Origin of the sequence: Prauserella marina, assembly GCF_002240355.1 — a bacterium.
Taxonomy (GTDB): Bacteria; Actinomycetota; Actinomycetes; order Mycobacteriales; family Pseudonocardiaceae; genus Prauserella_A; species Prauserella_A marina.
The window spans coordinates 3794487-3811940 of sequence record NZ_CP016353.1 but is presented as its reverse complement, the minus strand read 5'-3'; the positions used below and the strand labels follow the sequence as shown (position 1 = coordinate 3811940).

Here is a 17454-nt window from a genome sequence, read left to right as displayed (position 1 = left end):
TGGGTGATCGTCGCGAATCAACACCCGAATAGAGCAACTTCCGGTATGCATATTGCAGAATAGTGGTCTGGACATGGGTGGACGAGAGCGCGACGATGACGCCAAGGGCGCGGCACTTTCCGAAAGTGCCGCGCCCTCGGCAGGACGGCCGCGTTTCAGCGACGGCGCGCCGAAGGGCGCAGCAACAGCCAGCAGGCCAGTGCGATCACCAAAAAGACACCGGCGGCGACGGTGAGCGCGGCACCGTAGCCGAGCGGAATCGCGGAATGAGCGGGTGTTCCCGAGCCCTGCAATCGCGTCGTCCAGGATCCGGCGACGGCCACGAGCGCGGCGAAACCGACGGTGGGGCCGAACTCCATCGCCGTGTTGAGCAAACCGCCCGAGACACCGGCATGGGTTTCCGGCACGTCCTCCAGCGCGGCGACCGTCGCTCCGGCGAAAACCGCGAGTGCCCCAGCCGGAAAGACGATCATTCCGGCCAGCATGGTGCCGAGGTAGGACTGCTGGTCGTCCATCGTCGCCAGCAACAGCAGCCCCGCCGCCCCGGTCAGCAGCCCCGCGACGGTAACCGTCCTCGCCCCGAACGAGGAGACGAGCCGCCCGGTGAACGCCGATGTGGCGAACATGGCCAGTGAGTAGGGGACGAACGCCGCCGAGGTCAGCGCGGGAGAATAGTCGTGGGTCTGTTGGAAGTAGAGCGGAAGGAAGAAGGAGAGACTGAACACTCCGGTCGCGCCCGCTGCCAGCCCGCACAGTCCGGCGAGCCGTCGAGGGGAGGCGAAGAAACTCAGCGGCAGCAACGGATCGGCGCGGCGCGTCTGGCTGAACAGGAACGCGGCGAGTAGGCCCGCGCCGCAGGCGACGGTGACCACGACCGAAGCGCTCCAGCCCCGCTCCCCGCTGCCGACGAGGCCGTAACACACCAGTGCCAGCCCGGTCGTGACGAGCGCGCCGCCCAGCCAGTCCAGGCGTTGCCGCTCCGAGGGGGAGAGGTCGGGAAGCAGTTTCGGCGCGATCGCCACCGCTGCCAGCGCGATGAGCGTTGGCACGAGGAACAGCCAGCGCCAGGACACCACGTTCACGATGGGCCCCGCGGTGAGCAGGCCGATCGCGCCGCCCACCATGGGCAGCCCTCCCCACACCGCGATCGCCCGCACGTATTGATCACGGCGGGGAAAGACCCCGCGCAGCAACGCCAGCGCGGCCGGTGCGGCCACGGCGGCACCGCAGCCCTGACAGAACCGTGCCACCAGCAGGGCGATGAAGCCGGGGGCGAGTGCCGTTGCCGCGCAACCGACGGCGAACACGGCGGTGCCGACCATGAACGCCTTGCGCCAGCCGACGAGATCGCCGAGTCTGCCGCCGAGCAACAGCAGCCCGCAGAAGGAAACGGGGTAGGCGCTGTTGACCAGCGCGATGCCGGTGTTGCCGAGTTCGAACTCCCGCTGGACGGCCGGTAACGCCACCGCGATGACCATCATGGCCATCAGCAAGGTCGTGTGCACCGCGGCGAGGGTGGCGAACGCGGCGCGGCCAGTGCGCAGGCCGCCGGAATCGGTTGTGTCGACCGGAAATCTGTCCACCGCCGGGTTGCCTCCCGTGTTCGGTTGTGCCTTTCCGTACTTGCGTCTGACCCAGCCGTCTGCCTCAGGTGGGGTGGTCGACCGGGTCGACGGTGAGGTCGGCGGTGTGTGCCTCACGCAGGAACCAGATGCACACCGCGCAGAGCGCGGCGATGACCACGACGTAGGCCGACACCGGAAGTGACGAACCGGTCGAGGCGACAAGCTGGGTGGCCAGAATGGGGCTGAGGCCACCGCCGACGATGCTGCTCGCGTTGTAGGCCACGGACGAACCGGTGTAACGGTACCGTGTCGCGAACAGTTCGGGAAGGTAGGCACCCATCGGGGCGAACAACGCGGCGAAGGCGATCATGCCCACCGACATTCCCAGCGCGACAAGGAAAGGCTCGCCGGTGTTGATCAGCGCGAACAGCGGGAAAGCCCACACCATCGCGAGGATCGCCGCCCCCATGCACACTCGCCGCCTGCCGACCCGGTCGGAATAGACGGCGAGAATCGGGGTCGCGATGCCCATCACGGCCGCGGCCACCATCGCGGAGATGAGCAGCATGTTCTTGTTCAGGTCGAGTACTTCGGTGCCGTAGGAAAGGGAAAACGTCGTGATCGTGTAGAACAGTGTGTGGGCGAGGATGAACGAGCAGGTCGCCAGCAGTAGCGTCCGGGGCTGCCGCTTCACCACCTCGACGATGGGAGCCTTGGATTTCTCCTGCTCCTTCATGGCTTTCTCGAACACCGGAGTCTCGGCGATCTTGGTACGCACGTAGAGGCCGACGACGATGAGCACCGCGCTGGCGAGGAAAGGAATCCGCCAGCCCCACGAGTTGAACGCCTCCTCGGGAATCGTGGCGCCCAGCACGAGAAAGGCGGCACCCGCGATGATGAACCCGACCGCGGGTCCCAGTTGCGGGAAGCTCGACCAGAGCCCTCTCCTGTTCTTCGGCGCGTATTCCGTGGCGAGCAGCACCGCGCCGCCCCATTCGCCGCCGAGGCCGAAGCCCTGCATGAACCGGCAGATCACCAGCAGTACCGGAGCGCCGATGCCGATCATGTCGTAGGTCGGCAACAGTCCGATCGCGACAGTGCCGACACCCATGGTGAGCAGTGAGACGATGAGCATCGTCTTGCGGCCGATGCGGTCGCCGAAGTGACCGAAGACCACCGCGCCCACCGGCCTGGCGACGAAGCCGACCCCGAACGTGGCGAACGCGGCCAGTGTGCCCGCCAGCGGCGAGAACGTCGGGAAGAACAACGTCCCGAACACCAGCGCCGCCGCCGTGCCATAGATGTAGAAGTCGTAGAACTCGATGGCGGTGCCGATGAAGCTGGCCGCGAGGATGCGCCTCCTCGGTACGGCCTGCGTCGACGTGGTGGCGGCGGTGGTCATGGCTACTCCCTTGTGGCCAGGTGCGCGGTCCCGCGACGGAGTCGACGGCCGTCCTCACCGCCGGCCGGGGACGTGCCGGGAGCATCGGCCAGTGTGGGTCACATCACAACCGTCTCGTGTCGAAGGTTCGCGGCATTCCTTTATCGATTTGCCGAAAAGCCCTGTTCGGGAGCGCTTTTCCCAGCCGGGTTCGACGGGATGAGCGCCAGCAACCGCAACCCGATGTGCATCGTGAGCCTCGTGTCGCCGTCAGCGAGATCCAGGCCGGTGAGCTGCTCGATCTGATGCAGCCGGTAGTACAGCGATGTGCGGTGGATGTGCAGCGCCGCGGCGGTCGCGGGGCTGGATCCCGCGTTGTCGAGATAGGCGGTGAGCGTCTCGACCAGCCTGCCGTGCTGGTCGGCGGCGACGAGGTCGCGCAGCGATTTCGGCAGCAGCCACGGGCCGAGCCGGTCGGGGGGAAGCTGTAGCAACGCCGTGTAGGCGCCGAGCTCGTCCCAGAACGCCACACCGCCGGGGGAGCCGATGACCCGTGCGCCCTCGGCGGCCGTCGCGGCCTGTAGCCGGGAATGCCACGCCTCGGAAAGCCCGCCCGCGGCCGCGCCGACCCCGACGACGCACCGCGCGTCGTCGCCGAGCATGAGCAGGACCTGTCTGGTGATGGTGGTGCTCTGCTGGCGAAGGTGCTCCACGCTCATCGGGGAGTGGTCGAGCTGGAGCAGGATCGCCCTGTCGCCGTCGACGGCGAAGGCGGCGCGCGCCGCCTTGCGGACGAGGGGTTCCAGCGCGGTGCGCAACGCCAGCTCGGCGGGCGCGCGCCCACTGCCACCGGCAGCGGCCATGCCGTCGAGAACGTCGACCACACTCACCACCGCCCATGGCGCCGAGCGCGGCCAGCCGTCCTCCTCCAGCCTCCGCTGGGCGGTGATCCTCCGTTCGGGCACGCCGCCGACGAGCCCGAGTACCGCCTCCTCCCTCGCCGTCCTGCCCGCGTCCTCGACGAGGAAGTCGCGGTAGAGCACGGCGGCCATCGACGACGCGGCCGAGGTGATCGCCTCGACCCGCTCCGCCGACAATGATTCCGGTCCGATCACGATGAGGAACCCGAGCAGGAGCCCTTCCCAGCGCACCGGCACACAAAAGCGGGCGAGCATCCGCAAATCGTCGCGCGGAGGGATGATCCCCGGTTCGGCCCAGCGGGTGATGCCCTGCGCGAGCATGTGATCGATGACGGCACCGCCCGCCTCCCGCTGGAGCATCGCGTGCACCCTGACCTCGTCCTCGTCGCCGAAGTGCTTGCTGGCGCACATGAGGTGAGCCGAAGGATCGTTGATCGCGACGGACCGGCCGATCCGCTCGGCGAGCGTGTCGACGATCCGTTGTAGCCCGTTGTCTCCCATGCCGGTCAAGTGCTGGCCGGTGGCCGCACTACCCCCTTCGTGGCTCGTTTCGCGGTGATCCAGACCAGATTCTGGCGGCTGGGGCTCCCGCTGGCAAAGGGGACGACCAGGCGGTTTCTCTTTCCGGAGGAAGCGGCAGGCCGAATACTCGACGGTGCGCGGTGTCGTCGACGAAGGACAAGCGCGAATACTCGGCCGACGCGGACCCACCCTCGTTCGCGTGTACGACCGGGAGGCACCATGACCTGTCAACCGATCACGGACCCGCACTCTGGTCTGAACCTCGATGTCTCGTCGCCGCCCCCGCGCGGGGAGCGGCGATGCTGATCCCCGCGCCGGTCCGGCCGCTGCGGCACCCCGGCCCGATGGCCGATCGCAGAAGGGAATCGGTCGCCGCGCGGTCCCGTACCGTGCACGCCACACTGCCGCCTCATACCCGGCTGCTCGACGCGGTCATCTCCGTCGTCGGCCGCACCGGCTGCGCGAGCGCGCAGATCGAACTGATGGGCGGCACGCTGAGCCGCGTCAGCTACTGCGTTCCCGAAGCCGGTACCGACGGCTCGGCAGCCGTGGCCTACAGCCCGACCCGGCACGCGCGCACTCCCGCGCAACTGCTCGCGGCCTCGGCCACGTTCGGCCGCCGCGAAGGAAAGCCGTTCCTGCACTGTCACGCGAGCTGGCTCGACGCCGACGGCACCCTCGGAGGAGGCCACCTGTGGCAGGACACCACGACCGGCGACGTTCCGGTATACGTGGTCGTGCACACCCTGCCCGGTGTCGAACTGACCAGCGCGACCGACTCCGAGACGCGCATGCCCGCCTTCACCCCGGCACCCGCCGCAGTGCGGCACCCCACTGGCAACGTCGTCATCTCGCGGGTACGGCCAGGGGAGGACCTCAGCGTCGCGGCCGAGGAGATCAGCGCCGAACACGGTTTCCCCGGTGCGACCGTGCGGGCCGGGCTCGGCAGCCTCGTCGGCGCGCGACTGTGCAGAGCGGCGACGGTGTGGCATGTGGACGGACCGGGAACCGAGGTCGTGGCCGTGGCGGGGAAGGTGCGGCCGGGCCATGCCGCTGGCGAGGCCGCGCTGTCGGCGATACTGGTCGACCGGCACGGTGTCGTGCACGCGGGCAGGTTGCTGCGCGGGCACAATCTGGTCGCCGTCACGTTCGAACTGCTGCTCATCCGGGACGACGGGGGAGCAGGCGATGGGTGAGCGGCTCGCCGGAAAGGTCGCGCTCGTTTTCGGCGCCGGTTCCAGCGGCGCCGCGATGAGCAACGGAAGGGCCACGGCGCTGACCTTCGCCCGCGAGGGAGCCAGGGTCGCGGCCATCGACATCGACCGCGACGAGGCCGCCCTGACCGTCGCCCGCATCGAGGCCGAGGGCGGCACCGGCATCGCGGTGCGGGCTGACGTCACCGTCGAGGAGCAGGTGCGGTCCGCCGTGGCCACCGTGGCACGGAAACTGGGAACCCCTTCGGTACTGCACAACAACGTCGGCGTCGCGCGGGTCGGCGACGTGGTGGACCTCGACCTCGCCGACTGGCGGGACTCACTGTCGGTCAACGTCACCGGGATGTTCCTCACCTGCAAACACGTGTTGCCCCACATGATCGCGGCGGGTGCCGGCGCGATCGTCAACGTCTCCTCGATCGCGGCGATCCGCGACACCGGCTACGGCTATCCCGGTTACAGTGCGGCCAAAGCCGCCGTCAACCAATTCACCGTCGCGGTGGCGCTGCGGCACGCCGCCGACGGCGTGCGAGCGAACGTCGTGGCACCAGGGCTGATCGACACGCCACTGGTGACAGGGCAGGTGGTCGCCGGTGCGAGCGACCGGCCCTCGGCGCTGGCGGCACGGGACGCCAGCAGTCCCACCGGAAAGGTCGGCACGCCGTGGGACGTCGCCTCCGCGGCGCTGTTCCTCGCTTCCGACGAATCCGCCTACATCAACGGTGTGTGTCTGCCTGTCGACGGCGGACTGTCCATGCGCTGCGGCTGAGCAGCACGGCAACGGAGGTCACGATGAGCTCGACGCCGAGCGTGATCGGCTGGTCCCACAGCAGGTTCGGCAGGCTGCCACACGAGGGAGTGCAGGACCTGATCGCCGAGGTGTCGGCGGAGGCGGTGACCGACGCCGGGCTGCAACCCGCCGACATCGGCGGCATCTACGTCGGCGTGTTCAACAACGGGTTCTCGAAGCAGAGCTTCGAGGCCGCGCTCGTCGGCGCGGGAAACAAACAGCTCGCCAGGATCCCGGCCGCCAGGGTGGAGAACGCCTGCGCGAGTGGCAGCGCCGCGCTGTTCGCCGCGCTCGACTTCGTCGAGGCGGGAAGGGGAAAGGCGGCGCTGGTGATCGGAGCGGAGAAGATGACGGCGACGGTCCCGCATGTGCTCGACGACGTGCTGCTCGGCGCGACCCACCGGAAGACCGAAGCCGAGGCGGGTAGCTTCGCCGGTGTCTTCGGAGCCTTGGCCGCGCGGTACGCGGACCGGTTCGGCGACCCGAGGGAGGCGCTCGCCGCGATCGCGGCGAAGAACCACCGGCACGGCGTCGCCAATCCCTACGCACACCTGCGCACGGACCTGGGCTTCGAGTTCTGCGCCACCGAATCCGAGCGCAACCCGAGGGTCGCGGGACCGTTGCTGCGCACCGACTGTTCGATGGTGTCCGACGGGGCCGCCGCACTGGTCGTCGCGGCACCCCCGCTCGCGCGGCGGGCCCGCAGGGCCGTCGCCGTCACGGCGAGAGCACAGGCCAACGAACCCCTGCCGGTGAGCGAGCGCCGCGATCCGCTGCGGTGGGACGGCGCGGCCACCGCCTTCCACACCGCGCTCGCCGAGGCGGGCCTGCGCACGACAGAGCTGGACCTGATGGAACTGCACGACTGCTTCACCCTCGCCGAACTGTTGCAGTACGAGGCGTTCGGGCTGGCTTCGCAGGGCAAGGGCGGCGAGGTTCTGGCCGAGGGAACCACCCAGCGCGAGGGCGCGCTTCCGGTGAACGTGTCGGGAGGGCTCAAGGCGAGAGGGCATCCGGTGGGCGCGACGGGCGTGTCCCAGCACATCATGGCCGCGATGCAGCTCACGGGCGAGGCGGGAGAAATGCAGTTGCCCAAGGCGGAAAGGGCCGCCGTGTTCAACATGGGAGGCGTCGCCGTCGCCAACTACGCCACCGTGCTGGAGCGGTCGTGAGGCGCGGCGAGCGGTGAACCTGGCGCGCTCGGTGCGCGTCGCGGGGACCGGCCGTGTGCGAGGGCTACCCCGGCGATCCCGTCACGGACACCGCCACGTTCCGCGACGGGGGATCAGCGTGGTTCCTCGCAAGGTGGTGTAGGACTGGAAGGCCCTCGTACCGGGTCGTACTCGGGCTTTCCGACAACGCGGCGAGGGGACACGCTGGCCCCGCGCAGCGGGCTACGGGTTTGTCGGACACGACCTGGGTTTCCTCGACGAGGCCGGATTACTGTACCTCACCGATCGAGGAGAAACTGTTGCTGCATCCCGGTATTTCCGAAGCGGCGATAGTCGGCGTACCCGATCCGGTGTGGGTGAGGTCGGCGTCGCGGTGTACGTCGCGCGGCGGGGAATCACCGTCGAACCGGGCGAAGTCCAGGACTGGCTCGCCAGCCGCGTGGCGAGATACAAGCAGCCCAAGGAATTCCCGCGCTGGGAAGCGCTGCCCAAGTCCGGCTACGGCAAGCTGGCCAAACGGCTCATCCGCCAGGAACTGGCCGGGCGGGAACCAGCGCCGTAGCCGGTACCGGTTCACCGGAAGCGCGGAAGAGCGAACCGGGGCCGGGCGGCCGGTGTTCGGCACCGAGCCGCCTCGCGACATCCCACGCCAGCGCCTGGTTGCTGGTGACGACGGGCAGCCCGAGCAGCGATTCCAGCTCCTCGATCACCGGCGTGGAGCGCAGCGACGTGCAGCAGATGAGCAGCCCGTCGGTGCCGGGGGAGCACAGTCGGCTCGCGATCTCGACAATCGCCTCCGGCGGGATACGCGTGATGTCGGAGTCCTGGCTGATGCCGAAACCGGTGAGCCCCGTCAGCCGGAATCCCTCCCCGGTCAGCGCCCCAGCGATGGACTCGTTGACTTGCCGGAGGTTCGGGGTGAGCACGGCGGGCCGGGTCACGCCGAGCGCGCGCAACGCGGCGCTGACCGAGCCGACCGGCGTGAGGCAGTGCGCGCCCGGCTTCGCCGCCCCGAGCAACCCGGCCACCTCGTCGTGGCCGATGATCGCCGCACCGGCCGTGCAGCCGTAGATCAGCGCGTCGAGTGGTTGACCCGGCAGGATTGTCTCCGCGGCGGCCGTGACGTCGGCCGCGGTCGCGCGCAGTGATCCGACGGTCAGCGGTTCGACGTTCGCGATCCGCGTCGTGCACATGCCAACGTCCGGTGGCAGCAGCCCGCGCAGGTCGTACTCGATGTAGGCGTCCGTGGCCAGCGCCAGCAACCCGACGGTTCCCGATGGAGCCGGGTCGGTGGGAGCGAAGCCGGTCCAGGCCGTACTGGTGCGGATGGCGACCATGGTGTCCCCTCGTTACCCGGAAACTCCTCAGCGGATGGGCGTGTTCTCGCGCACGGTGGTGCGGTGGATGACCCGCCGGTACCGTGCCGTGTCGAACGAGGTCGCCGCGTGTACGACCCGCCGGTTGTCCCACAGCACGGCATCGCCCCCGCGCCACCGGTGCCGGTAGACGAACTCCGGCCTGCTGGCCAGTTCCGTCACCTCCCTGATCAACCGGCGGCCCTGTACGGCGTCCAGCCCGACGGCGCCGACACTGACCCTCGCACCGAAGTACAGTGCCTTGCGCCCGCTGCGGGGATGGGTCCGTACCAGCGGCCAGCGTTGCGGTTCCTCGTGTTCCCTGCCGAGTTCGGCCTCGCTGATCGTGCCGGTCTTGCCGAGCTGCCTGAGGTAGTCGTTGATGCCGGTGATCGAATGCAGCAGCGTCACCTCGTCGTAGCGCCGCCTTGTGGGTTCGTCGAGCGCCTCGTAGGCGGAGTAGGTGCAGGCGAACAGGGTGTCGCCGCCGTCGGGCGGTACCGAGACGCCGTACATCATGCTGATCCAGGTGGGGACGGGGTACTGCGACTGGTCGGCGTGCCATTCCAGGTCGGGCCACGGCGGTTCGGCCTCCTGGCCGGTGTCCGGAGCGAAGACCACCGCCTTGTCGTCGGGGTTGCCGATCACGAAGATGTTCGCCTCGCCGTCGAGCCGGTCCTCCACTCTGGGCGGCAGATCCAGTTCGCCGAACGCCTCGCAGAAGGCGACCTGCTGCCGCGGCGTGATGTCCTGTCCCCGCATGATGAGCACGCCGAATCGCTCCAGCGCCTCCTCGATGACCGGCACGTCCTCCTCGCCGGGCGGCCGCCGGAGATCGACCCCGGTGACCAGGGCGCCCAGCGGAGCGTCGAGCGGTTCGAGCCCGATCCTGTTTCCGGTGCGAGTATCCACTGTGTTCTCCGTGTTCTCTGTGCCTTCAGGGCGCGATGGGCTGGTGCGGGTAGTTCGGCTCGACGGGAACGACGGTGCGGGTGCCGTAGAAGTCGGGCCGCCTTCCCTCGGCCGCGAACGGCTCGCCCAGCGCGTTGTGCACGCTGTTGAACACGAAGAACAGGTTGGACCGAGGCCGCGGCGTGATGTTGCCGTTGCTGCCGTGCATGCAGTTCGAGTCGAAAACCGTGGCCGATCCGGCGGGCCCGGTCAGCAGCCTGATGTCGTGGTCGTCGGCCAGCCGTGTCAGCGCCTCCTCAGGAGGATCACTCAGCTCCGGCTTGTGGCTGCCGGAGAAATCGGCCGGAATCTCGCCGGTGCACGGTACGAAACTCGTGTGCGAACCGGGCATGATCATCAGGCCGCCGTTGGTGAGCACGTTGGGCGTCAGCGCGATCGAGATACTGCACGCCCTCGGCGCCGGCATTCCGTCCTCGGCGTGCCACACCTCGAAGTCGGAGTGCCAGTAGAAAGGCCCGCCCACGAAACCCGACTTGTAGTTGATGCGGCTCTGGTACACGTACACCTCCGAGCCGAGAATCTGGCGGGCGACGCCGACGATGGACTCCCTGCGCACCAGTTCCGCGACGAAGGCGCTGAGCGTGTGCACCTCGTACACCGACTGCACGTGTCCTGACCGGTGCTCCCGCACCAGCCGGGGATCGTGCTGGAGTGAGGGATCGGCGGCGAGCAGATTCATCTCGCCGAGACACCGGGCTATCTCCTCCTCGGCCAGTACCTGTCCGAGGGACAGGTACCCGTCCCTGTCGTAGACCTGGAGCTCGTCAGGAGAAACCGGTCCGGGAACATCGTGCCCCCACACCGAGGGATCGGTGCGCGGAATTCGCCCACCGGACTCGCCGGTGCGGGTCGGGTACCTGTCGGACGTGTCGTTGAGCGTGGGCTGAGCCATACCTCACCTTCCTTGCCGCCACTGTGTTTCCGGTATTCGCGTGTTGGTTCCTCGGCGCGGCTTCTCACACCGCGTCGGCCACGGCACTCGCCAGAATGTCCAGCCCCGCCTCGAATTCGGTGTCGCTGATCGTCAGCGCCGGAAGCAGCTTGACGACCTGGTCGCGCGGTCCGGAGGTCTCCAGCAGCAGCCGGCGCTCGAAGGCCAGCGCGCACACCTTTTCCGCGACGTCGCCTCCTCGGAACTCCAGTCCGGCGGCGAGGCCCCTGCCTTTGACCGCGACGGCACCGCCGGGACGGGAACCGGCGATCGACCCCAGGCGGGCCGAGAGCCGCCCCGCCAGCCTCGCTGTGTTCCTCGTGAGCGTGTCGTCCAGCCAAAAGGCGCGCAGTGCCTCCGCCGCCGTGACGAAGGCGGGGCTGCTGCCGCGAAACGTGCCGCTGTGCTCGCCCGGCGCCCACACATCGAGTTCGGGGGCGAACAGCAGCAGGCCCATGGGCAAGCCGTAGCCGCTGATCGACTTGGAAAGGCACACGATGTCGGGGACGATCCCGGCCGGCTCGAAACTGAAGAACGGTCCGGTGCGGCCACAGCCCATCTGGATGTCGTCGACGATGAGCAGGACGCCGTACCTGTCACAGATCTCGCGCAGCGCTCGCAGCCACGCGAACGAGGCCGCGTTGAGGCCGCCCTCGCCCTGGACGGTTTCCACGATCGCCGCCGCGGGCCGGTCGAGACCGCTGCCGGAGTCACCGAGAAGCCGTTCGAGGTAACCGAAATCCGGTTCCCCACTCCCCGTGGTGTCCCCGAAGGGGAGCGGAGTCGTGTACCCCAGCGGCAGCCCGGCGCCGGCGCGTTTCGCCGTGTTCCCGGTGACCGCGAGCGCGCCGAGTGTCATCCCGTGGAAACCGTTGGTGAAACTGAGAACCTGGTGCCGTCCGGTGTTCTTGCGGGCGAGTTTCAGCGCGGCCTCCACCGCGTTGGTCCCGCCGGGGCCGGGTAGCGCGATCGTGTAGTCGAGTCCTCTCGGATTCAGCACGATTTCCTTGAGTGCTCGCAAAAAGTCCCGCTTCGCGACGGTGTGCATGTCGAGGGCATGGGTGAGACCGTCACGTTCGAGGTAGCGCAGCAGCGCTCGTTTGAGCACGGGATTGTTGTGCCCGTAGTTCAGCGCACCCGCTCCGCTGAAGAAGTCCAGATAAGGGGTTCCGTCCTCGGCGCGTAGCGTGCTGCCTCGCGCGCTGTCGAACACGACCGGCCAGGCGCGGCTGTAGGCGCGAACCTCGGATTCGATGGCGAAGACGTCCGTGTCGTTCATGGCGGCCGTCACCGCCGCGCCGCCGCGCCGGCGCGTTCGCGCAGGATCGTCTCGACGAGGCTCCAGATCTCCGGCCTTGCCTCCCTGAACGTGACGGCGTCGTCGGCGGGCTGCTCGGTCAGTGTCGCCGTACCCGAGGTCAGCTGGCTCAGCGCGGTCACGACGACATCGGCGCACAGTGTGTTGATCGTGTGGATCAGCTCGGGAAGGGTTGTGCCCGCCGTGAGTTCCAGTTCTCTGGCCAACATGATCGGGCCCCTGTCGACACCGGTGTCGATGAGGTGCGCCGTCGCGCCCTGGGGCAGGCCGTGCACGACCGACCACAGGTAAGGATTGTTGCCGCGGACGGAGGGCAGTAGACCGGGGTGCACATTGACGATCCCGTGCGGCAGCGCGTCGATGACGCGCGCCCGCATGATCCGCGTGTCGCCGAGTACTCCGAGGGAAGGCGCGGCCTCCGCCAGTACGGCCACGGTGTCGGCGTCGTTGTGGTTGCCCACCGTCTCGTACCGGATGTCGAGCGTCTTGCACACGGTCTCCAGCGGGGTCGGCGGCGTGAAAGCGGCGACCTGGCCGAGCTGGCGGAACTGAGCGGCGAGCAGCCCCGCCGCGAGCGGGGAGTCCTCGTCGATGACAAGGCTGGGCACGAACCCCGCTCCGATCAGGCGATGCAGCATCAATTCGCCACGAGGGTGCCCCTTGAGGTTGAAATAGGCGAAACGCAGATCGCCGGGCCGGTCGGCTCCAGGGATGCGAAAGGGGCGGGCGACCGGTGACTCGGAAAGCCGCTGATTCACTGCCGGTACTCCTGTTCGCCGTGATCCGTTGCTGGTGTCACCATGGTGTGGACCAGGACGGGGAAGACGCAAGAAGATATTCGACAATTTGACATAGTTGACCGAGATTTGTTGGAAACTTGACAACGCTTCACTTGACTCGTCGATGCCTATCGGAAGAATGAATGGAGTAAGGCGCTTCATTCATCGTGAATGATGGGAAGAACTCGTGTTGAGTGCGATACAGGTGCGAGATCCGCTACGCCGCGTGCCGGAGAAGCGGATCGTGCCCGCTCCGGTGGCGGTCGTGGCCACGACACCGTCCGACGCGCACACCTGGAACCTGGTCTATCTCCAGTTGTTGTTGGAAGAGCAGGGGTTCGTGGTGCACAACCTCGGCCCGTGCGTTCCGTTCCGCGAGGTCGTCGGCGAATGCGTGGCCACGGCGCCCGACCTGCTCGTGCTGAGCAGCGTCAACGGTCACGGCGCCATCGAGATCCCCGCGTGCGCGGCCGCCGTCAGGGCGCGGCCAGAGGTTGCCGGAATGCGCATCGTCGTCGGCGGAAAGCTCACCACTGAAGGATTTCTCGAAAACCGGAAAAATCGAGAGATGCTGTCCAGCGGTGTAGACGCCGTGTTTTCTCCCGAGCAACCAGTCGGTGATTTCATCGATTACCTGAAACAGTTTTCCGGCGTTGCTGAAAGGTTGCCGACTACTCGGCGGGGGAGCGGTATCAGGTGAATTCGCCGCCCGAGCGAAGTCCTGTTCCGGTGGAAAGGGACGGCCTCGTCGTTCAATGCAGGATGGGTTTCTCCGACATCGACCTGATGCGGCGGGGGCTGCGCGCGGTGCGCGACAGCGGACTTCCCACGGTCGGCACGATCACGCTGGACAGCTTCACCCGCACCAATCAGCACGCGAGGGCACGGTCGGCGCTGGCAGAGGGCAGGACCCTCAACGGGTACCCGATCGTCGCGCACGGCGCGCGACGGACCCGTGAGCTGCTCGCCGATGTCGCCGGTCCCGGGTTCGGAATCCAGATGCGGCACGGCTCCGCGCGGCCCTTCGAGATCTTCGAGGTGATGCTCGACGCGGGAATCACGGTCACCGAGGGAGGCCCGGTGTCCTACTGCCTGCCCTACAGCAGGGTTCCGCTGGACGTCGCGACCGAGGAGTGGGAGCGCTCGTGCGCGCTGCTCGGCGCGTACCAGGGACACGTCGAGACGTTCGGTGGCTGTCTGCTCGGGCAGCTCTGCCCTCCCGACCTGCTCGTCGCGATCAGTGTGCTCGAAGCCTTGTTCTTTCAGCACAATGGGATCAGGGACGTGTCGCTGAGCTATGCCCAGCAGGTCCACTTCGGACAGGACCTCGAAGCGCTGCTGGCTTTGCGGGAGCTCGCGTCGAGCTACCTCGCCGCCGACGTCGGCTGGCACGTCGTCGTCTACACCTACATGGGCGTGTACCCCGCGAGCAGGCGCGGCGCGCTCGGTTTGCTCGCCGAAAGCGCGCGGCTGGCTGCCGCGGCGGGCTGCGAGCGGGTGATCGTCAAGACGGTCGCCGAGGCGACGCGCATTCCGACGATCGAGGAGAACGTCGCCGCGCTGCGCCACGCGCACGACGCGGCTCTCGCCCAGCGGGACAGGCCCCCCGCACCCGCTGGCACCGGGATCGAGGAAAGGGCGCGGGCCCTGATCGACACCGTGCTCGGTCTTGCCGACACGGTCGGCGGCGCGCTGGTCCGCGCGTTCCGCGGGGGCGTGCTCGACGTGCCCTATTGCCTGCACCCTGACAACGCGAACGTCGCGAGATCCGGCATCGACGAGCGGGGACGGCTGATCTGGGCCGACCCCGGTGCGATGCCCATCAGCCACCTCGTCCCCCGCGCCCGCGCTCAGCGCGTCACCTCAGCCGAGTTGCTGCGGATGCTCGCCCATGTACGGCGAAGGTTCGACACCGATGCCCCTGCTACTGCCGAAGGTGTGTGAGGAATGGCCAGTGATCGTCCCCAGCACGCGAGCGACGCGCCCCGCGTCGCCGTCGTCGGCGCGACCGGTGCCGTTGGTATGTCCCTGCTCCAGCTCGTCGAGGAACGCGGCTTCGACTACGCGTCCTTCGAACTGGTGGCCTCGCCGCGCTCGGCAGGCAGGACCGTCGAGTTCGGCGGCGCCGAACTCGTGGTGCGCGAGATCGACGACGTCGATTTTGGCTCCGTCGACGTGGCTTTCTTCTCCGCGGGCACGGCACTGAGCCGGATCTGGGCACCCCGTGCCTCGGCCGAGGGCGCGCTGGTGATCGACAACACCGCGGCGTTCCGGATGGACCCTGACACACCGCTTGTCGTTCCACAGGTGAACGCCTCGGTACTGGACCGGCGGCCGGCCAGCGGGATCGTCGCCAATCCGAACTGCTCCACCATCCCGCTGGTCAGGGTGCTGCGACCGGTACTACGCGAGTGGGGAGCCGAGCAGGTCGTCGTTAGCACCTACCAGGCGGCCTCGGGCGGTGGCTACTCCGGAATCGGGGAGTTGCGCGAGGACGCCCGATCGCAGCTCGCGGGCCCGCCGTATTCGGTACCGGTCAAGGAGTTCCCGCCGGGGCTGGCCTTCAACGTGATCCCGTTCATCGACACGGTCCTCGACGACGGAGGCACCGTGGAGGAACGCAAGATGGCCCAGGAATCGGCGAAGATCCTCGCCTCACCGGAACTCGATGTCACGGCCACCTGTGTCCGGGTTCCCGTCGTCAACGGGCACAGCGAAGCGGTGTGGATCCGCACCCGGCGGCCTGCCGAACGCGAGGCGGTGATCGCGGAACTGGCCGCCCAGCCGGACGTCGTCGTGCACGAATCGACCGACCCGGTCAGCACGCCGACGCCGAGACACAACGGCGATCCGGACCGCGTCCACGTCGGCAGGATCAGGGTTTCCGAGGACGGATGCGGCGTCTGGTTGTGGCTCGTGGCCGACAACCTCCGGATCGGTGCCGCGCTCAACGCCATCCAGATCGCCGAACTGCTCCGCGAGAAAGGCAAGCTGTGAACCCAGGAAGCGCGGTCAGCGTGCTGAAGTTCGGCGGCTCGACGTTCGCGACGCCGTCGCGCTACCGCGAGGTCGCCGCGATGATCCGGCGCAGGGCGGCCGAATCAGGCGAAGGTCAGGTCGTCGTCGTCAGCGCGATGCCGGGTGACACCGAGCGGCTCAGGCAACGGGTGCACGCCGCGTGCGCGGTCCCAGGGCAAAACGCGCTGGTGAGCCTGTTGCCCATGGCCGACACGATGAGCGCCCTGCTGCTGGCGGCCGCGCTCGACGCCGAGGGGCGGGTGGCCGAGGTGCTGACCGGTCAGGCGACCGGATTCACGACAAGAGGATCCCCGCTGTGGGCAACGCTCAGCGGCATCGACCCGGCACCACTGCGGGATGCGTTGCGTCGCGGCAGCTGTGTCGTCCTACCCGGCGGGCAGGCCGGCGACGAGAGCGGACGCCCCACGTGGCTGGGCAAGAACAGCTCGGATCTGTCAGCCGTGGCCGCCGCCGTCGCGACTGGCGCCGCCCACTGCGAGATCTTCTCCGACGTCGACGGTGTGTACAGCTGCGACCCCAGGGTGGTGGAGGAAAGCCGGTTGCTCGGCGAGGTCGCCTACCCGCTGGCTCAGCGGCTCACCCGCTACGGCGCGAAGGTACTGCACCCCGAGGCGGTGCGCCTCGCCGCGCGCCATGGTCTTCGGATCGTCTGCGCGGCCAACACCCCGCCCTACCGGCGAGGGTCGGTGATCGGGGGCATCGACTCCGCCGAGGAGCCCGGCGCGGTCGTGCTCAACCGGCTGTCACGTGCTTTCACCAGCCCGAGCGTCTCCTCGGCCGAGGAGACCGCGGCGCAACTCGCGGCGGAGGGAATCAACGCGCTGGCCGCACATACCAGGAAAGGACCGGTCGTGCTGGTGATCGGCGGCTACGTCGATCTCGGCGAGGTGTGCGAGCGCCGCGGGGTCGCGCTGGGCGGCCCGGCGGGAATACCGGTTGTCGGGATCGAGGGCGAGCGGGTCGAGGTCCACCTCGCCGACGACGAGGCGGCCGGTGTCGCGCTGGCGCGCTCGCTTCACGGGCGCCTGTTGCCCTCGCTCGCGCCCTCGTGACCCTGGCGGTAACCGGAGCAACGAAAGGATGACGCGTCATGTATGTCACGAGTCTCGCGGACACGATCGGAACGGCCGGTGACGTGCACGGGCCCGGCTGGCGCAGCATCCGGCTGCTGCTCGCGGGGGCAGGGCTCGGTTACTCGTTCCACGACTCGACCATCTACGCGGGTACCGAACTGCTGATCCAGTACGCGCATCACAGCGAATCGGTATTCTGCGTCGAGGGCCAGGGTGTGGTGGTCGATCTCGGCAGCGGCCGGTCCCACGATGTCTCACCGGGAACGATGTACGTCCTTGACGGCCACGACCGGCACCTGCTGCGAGCGGTCACCGACCTGCGCATCATCTGCGTGTTCACCCCGGCACTCGTCGGCGCGGAGTCACACGACGAGAACGGCGCCTACCCCGCCGCCGGATGACCAGGCCCGGCGCTGTCTCGTG

Annotated in this window: 17 protein-coding genes; 9 read left to right on the top strand and 8 right to left on the bottom strand. The window is 68.5% G+C overall.

What is annotated here, in order from left to right; translation table 11 throughout:
- Positions 1 to 155: 155 nt before the first annotated feature.
- From BAY61_RS17880 to BAY61_RS17870, 3 genes are all read right to left on the bottom strand, one after another.
- On the bottom strand, positions 156 to 1583 hold the full coding sequence (locus tag BAY61_RS17880; RefSeq protein WP_091808711.1) for an MFS transporter: 1428 nt from the start codon (positions 1581 to 1583) through the stop codon (positions 156 to 158).
- A 64-nt stretch (positions 1584 to 1647) separates the two neighbouring features.
- On the bottom strand, positions 1648 to 2967 hold the full coding sequence (locus BAY61_RS17875) for an MFS transporter (RefSeq protein ID WP_091808710.1): 1320 nt from the start codon (positions 2965 to 2967) through the stop codon (positions 1648 to 1650).
- A gap of 140 nt (positions 2968 to 3107) precedes the next feature.
- Positions 3108 to 4367, bottom strand: coding sequence for a PucR family transcriptional regulator (locus BAY61_RS17870; RefSeq protein WP_091809008.1), 1260 nt, complete (start codon positions 4365 to 4367; stop codon positions 3108 to 3110).
- Between the two features lie 320 nt (positions 4368 to 4687).
- Between BAY61_RS17870 and BAY61_RS17865 the strand changes: the two genes are divergently transcribed.
- The 4 genes from BAY61_RS17865 to BAY61_RS17850 all read left to right on the top strand — a co-directional run bounded on the left by BAY61_RS17865 (position 4688) and on the right by BAY61_RS17850 (position 8126).
- Entirely contained in the window at positions 4688 to 5584 is an 897-nt protein-coding gene (locus BAY61_RS17865) for a PCC domain-containing protein (protein WP_091809006.1), read from the top strand.
- Entirely contained in the window at positions 5577 to 6371 is a 795-nt protein-coding gene (locus BAY61_RS17860; RefSeq protein ID WP_091808709.1) for an SDR family NAD(P)-dependent oxidoreductase, read from the top strand. Before BAY61_RS17865 ends, BAY61_RS17860 begins: the two co-directional genes overlap by 8 nt.
- A gap of 23 nt (positions 6372 to 6394) precedes the next feature.
- The gene (locus tag BAY61_RS17855) at positions 6395 to 7564 is read left to right on the top strand and encodes a thiolase domain-containing protein (protein WP_091808708.1); all 1170 of its coding nucleotides are present in this window, start codon (positions 6395 to 6397) and stop codon (positions 7562 to 7564) included.
- 352 nt (positions 7565 to 7916) lie between these two features.
- Positions 7917 to 8126 carry an AMP-binding enzyme gene (locus tag BAY61_RS17850; RefSeq protein WP_091808707.1) on the top strand — a complete coding sequence of 70 codons (210 nt, stop codon included), beginning with the start codon at positions 7917 to 7919 and terminating at the stop codon, positions 8124 to 8126.
- Here the strand turns inward: BAY61_RS17850 and BAY61_RS17845 are convergent.
- From BAY61_RS17845 to BAY61_RS17825, 5 genes are all read right to left on the bottom strand, one after another.
- Complete coding sequence (locus tag BAY61_RS17845; protein WP_091808706.1) at positions 8086 to 8901, bottom strand: maleate cis-trans isomerase family protein; 816 nt, start codon at positions 8899 to 8901, stop codon at positions 8086 to 8088. The two genes, BAY61_RS17850 and BAY61_RS17845, sit on opposite strands and share 41 nt — an antisense overlap.
- A gap of 27 nt (positions 8902 to 8928) precedes the next feature.
- Positions 8929 to 9831, bottom strand: coding sequence for a TauD/TfdA dioxygenase family protein (locus BAY61_RS17840; protein ID WP_091808704.1), 903 nt, complete (start codon positions 9829 to 9831; stop codon positions 8929 to 8931).
- 25 nt (positions 9832 to 9856) lie between these two features.
- A complete protein-coding gene (thpD, locus tag BAY61_RS17835) occupies positions 9857 to 10783 on the bottom strand; it encodes an ectoine hydroxylase (RefSeq protein WP_091808703.1) in 927 nt (308 codons plus the stop codon).
- A gap of 64 nt (positions 10784 to 10847) precedes the next feature.
- Positions 10848 to 12101 (bottom strand): diaminobutyrate--2-oxoglutarate transaminase, encoded by a 1254-nt coding sequence (gene ectB, locus BAY61_RS17830; protein WP_091809004.1) that lies wholly within the window; start codon positions 12099 to 12101, stop codon positions 10848 to 10850.
- An 8-nt stretch (positions 12102 to 12109) separates the two neighbouring features.
- A complete protein-coding gene (locus BAY61_RS17825) occupies positions 12110 to 12898 on the bottom strand; it encodes a formyltransferase family protein (RefSeq protein WP_170140267.1) in 789 nt (262 codons plus the stop codon).
- Positions 12899 to 13145: 247 nt separating this feature from the next.
- Between BAY61_RS17825 and BAY61_RS17820 the strand changes: the two genes are divergently transcribed.
- Genes BAY61_RS17820 through BAY61_RS17800 form a run of 5 tightly spaced genes read left to right on the top strand, consistent with a single transcriptional unit; the run spans position 13146 to position 17432 of the window.
- Positions 13146 to 13619, top strand: a complete 474-nt coding sequence (locus BAY61_RS17820) for a cobalamin B12-binding domain-containing protein (RefSeq protein WP_211323619.1) — start codon at positions 13146 to 13148, stop codon at positions 13617 to 13619.
- Positions 13616 to 14863, top strand: a complete 1248-nt coding sequence (locus BAY61_RS17815) for a methylaspartate mutase (RefSeq protein WP_245865177.1) — start codon at positions 13616 to 13618, stop codon at positions 14861 to 14863. Before BAY61_RS17820 ends, BAY61_RS17815 begins: the two co-directional genes overlap by 4 nt.
- A 3-nt stretch (positions 14864 to 14866) precedes the next feature.
- Positions 14867 to 15916, top strand: a complete 1050-nt coding sequence (locus BAY61_RS17810) for an aspartate-semialdehyde dehydrogenase (protein ID WP_091808698.1) — start codon at positions 14867 to 14869, stop codon at positions 15914 to 15916.
- Positions 15913 to 17010 carry an amino acid kinase family protein gene (locus tag BAY61_RS17805; protein WP_170140266.1) on the top strand — a complete coding sequence of 366 codons (1098 nt, stop codon included), beginning with the start codon at positions 15913 to 15915 and terminating at the stop codon, positions 17008 to 17010. The genes BAY61_RS17810 and BAY61_RS17805 overlap by 4 nt, the downstream gene beginning before the upstream one ends.
- Positions 17011 to 17048: 38 nt before the next feature.
- Entirely contained in the window at positions 17049 to 17432 is a 384-nt protein-coding gene (locus BAY61_RS17800; RefSeq protein WP_091808694.1) for an ectoine synthase, read from the top strand.
- Positions 17433 to 17454 lie beyond the last annotated feature (22 nt).

What these genes read in the sequence shown, in the direction of transcription:
- BAY61_RS17800 (WP_091808694.1), top strand. Translation starts at nt 17,049, where the DNA reads ATGTATGTCACGAGTCTCGCGGACACGATCGGAACGGCCGGTGACGTG.
- BAY61_RS17865 (WP_091809006.1), top strand. Translation starts at nt 4,688, where the DNA reads ATGCTGATCCCCGCGCCGGTCCGGCCGCTGCGGCACCCCGGCCCGATG.
- thpD (WP_091808703.1), bottom strand. Translation starts at nt 10,783, where the DNA reads ATGGCTCAGCCCACGCTCAACGACACGTCCGACAGGTACCCGACCCGC.
- BAY61_RS17845 (WP_091808706.1), bottom strand. Translation starts at nt 8,901, where the DNA reads ATGGTCGCCATCCGCACCAGTACGGCCTGGACCGGCTTCGCTCCCACC.
- ectB (WP_091809004.1), bottom strand. Translation starts at nt 12,101, where the DNA reads ATGAACGACACGGACGTCTTCGCCATCGAATCCGAGGTTCGCGCCTAC.
- BAY61_RS17855 (WP_091808708.1), top strand. Translation starts at nt 6,395, where the DNA reads ATGAGCTCGACGCCGAGCGTGATCGGCTGGTCCCACAGCAGGTTCGGC.
- BAY61_RS17875 (WP_091808710.1), bottom strand. Translation starts at nt 2,967, where the DNA reads ATGACCACCGCCGCCACCACGTCGACGCAGGCCGTACCGAGGAGGCGC.
- BAY61_RS17860 (WP_091808709.1), top strand. Translation starts at nt 5,577, where the DNA reads ATGGGTGAGCGGCTCGCCGGAAAGGTCGCGCTCGTTTTCGGCGCCGGT.
- BAY61_RS17870 (WP_091809008.1), bottom strand. Translation starts at nt 4,367, where the DNA reads ATGGGAGACAACGGGCTACAACGGATCGTCGACACGCTCGCCGAGCGG.
- BAY61_RS17810 (WP_091808698.1), top strand. Translation starts at nt 14,867, where the DNA reads ATGGCCAGTGATCGTCCCCAGCACGCGAGCGACGCGCCCCGCGTCGCC.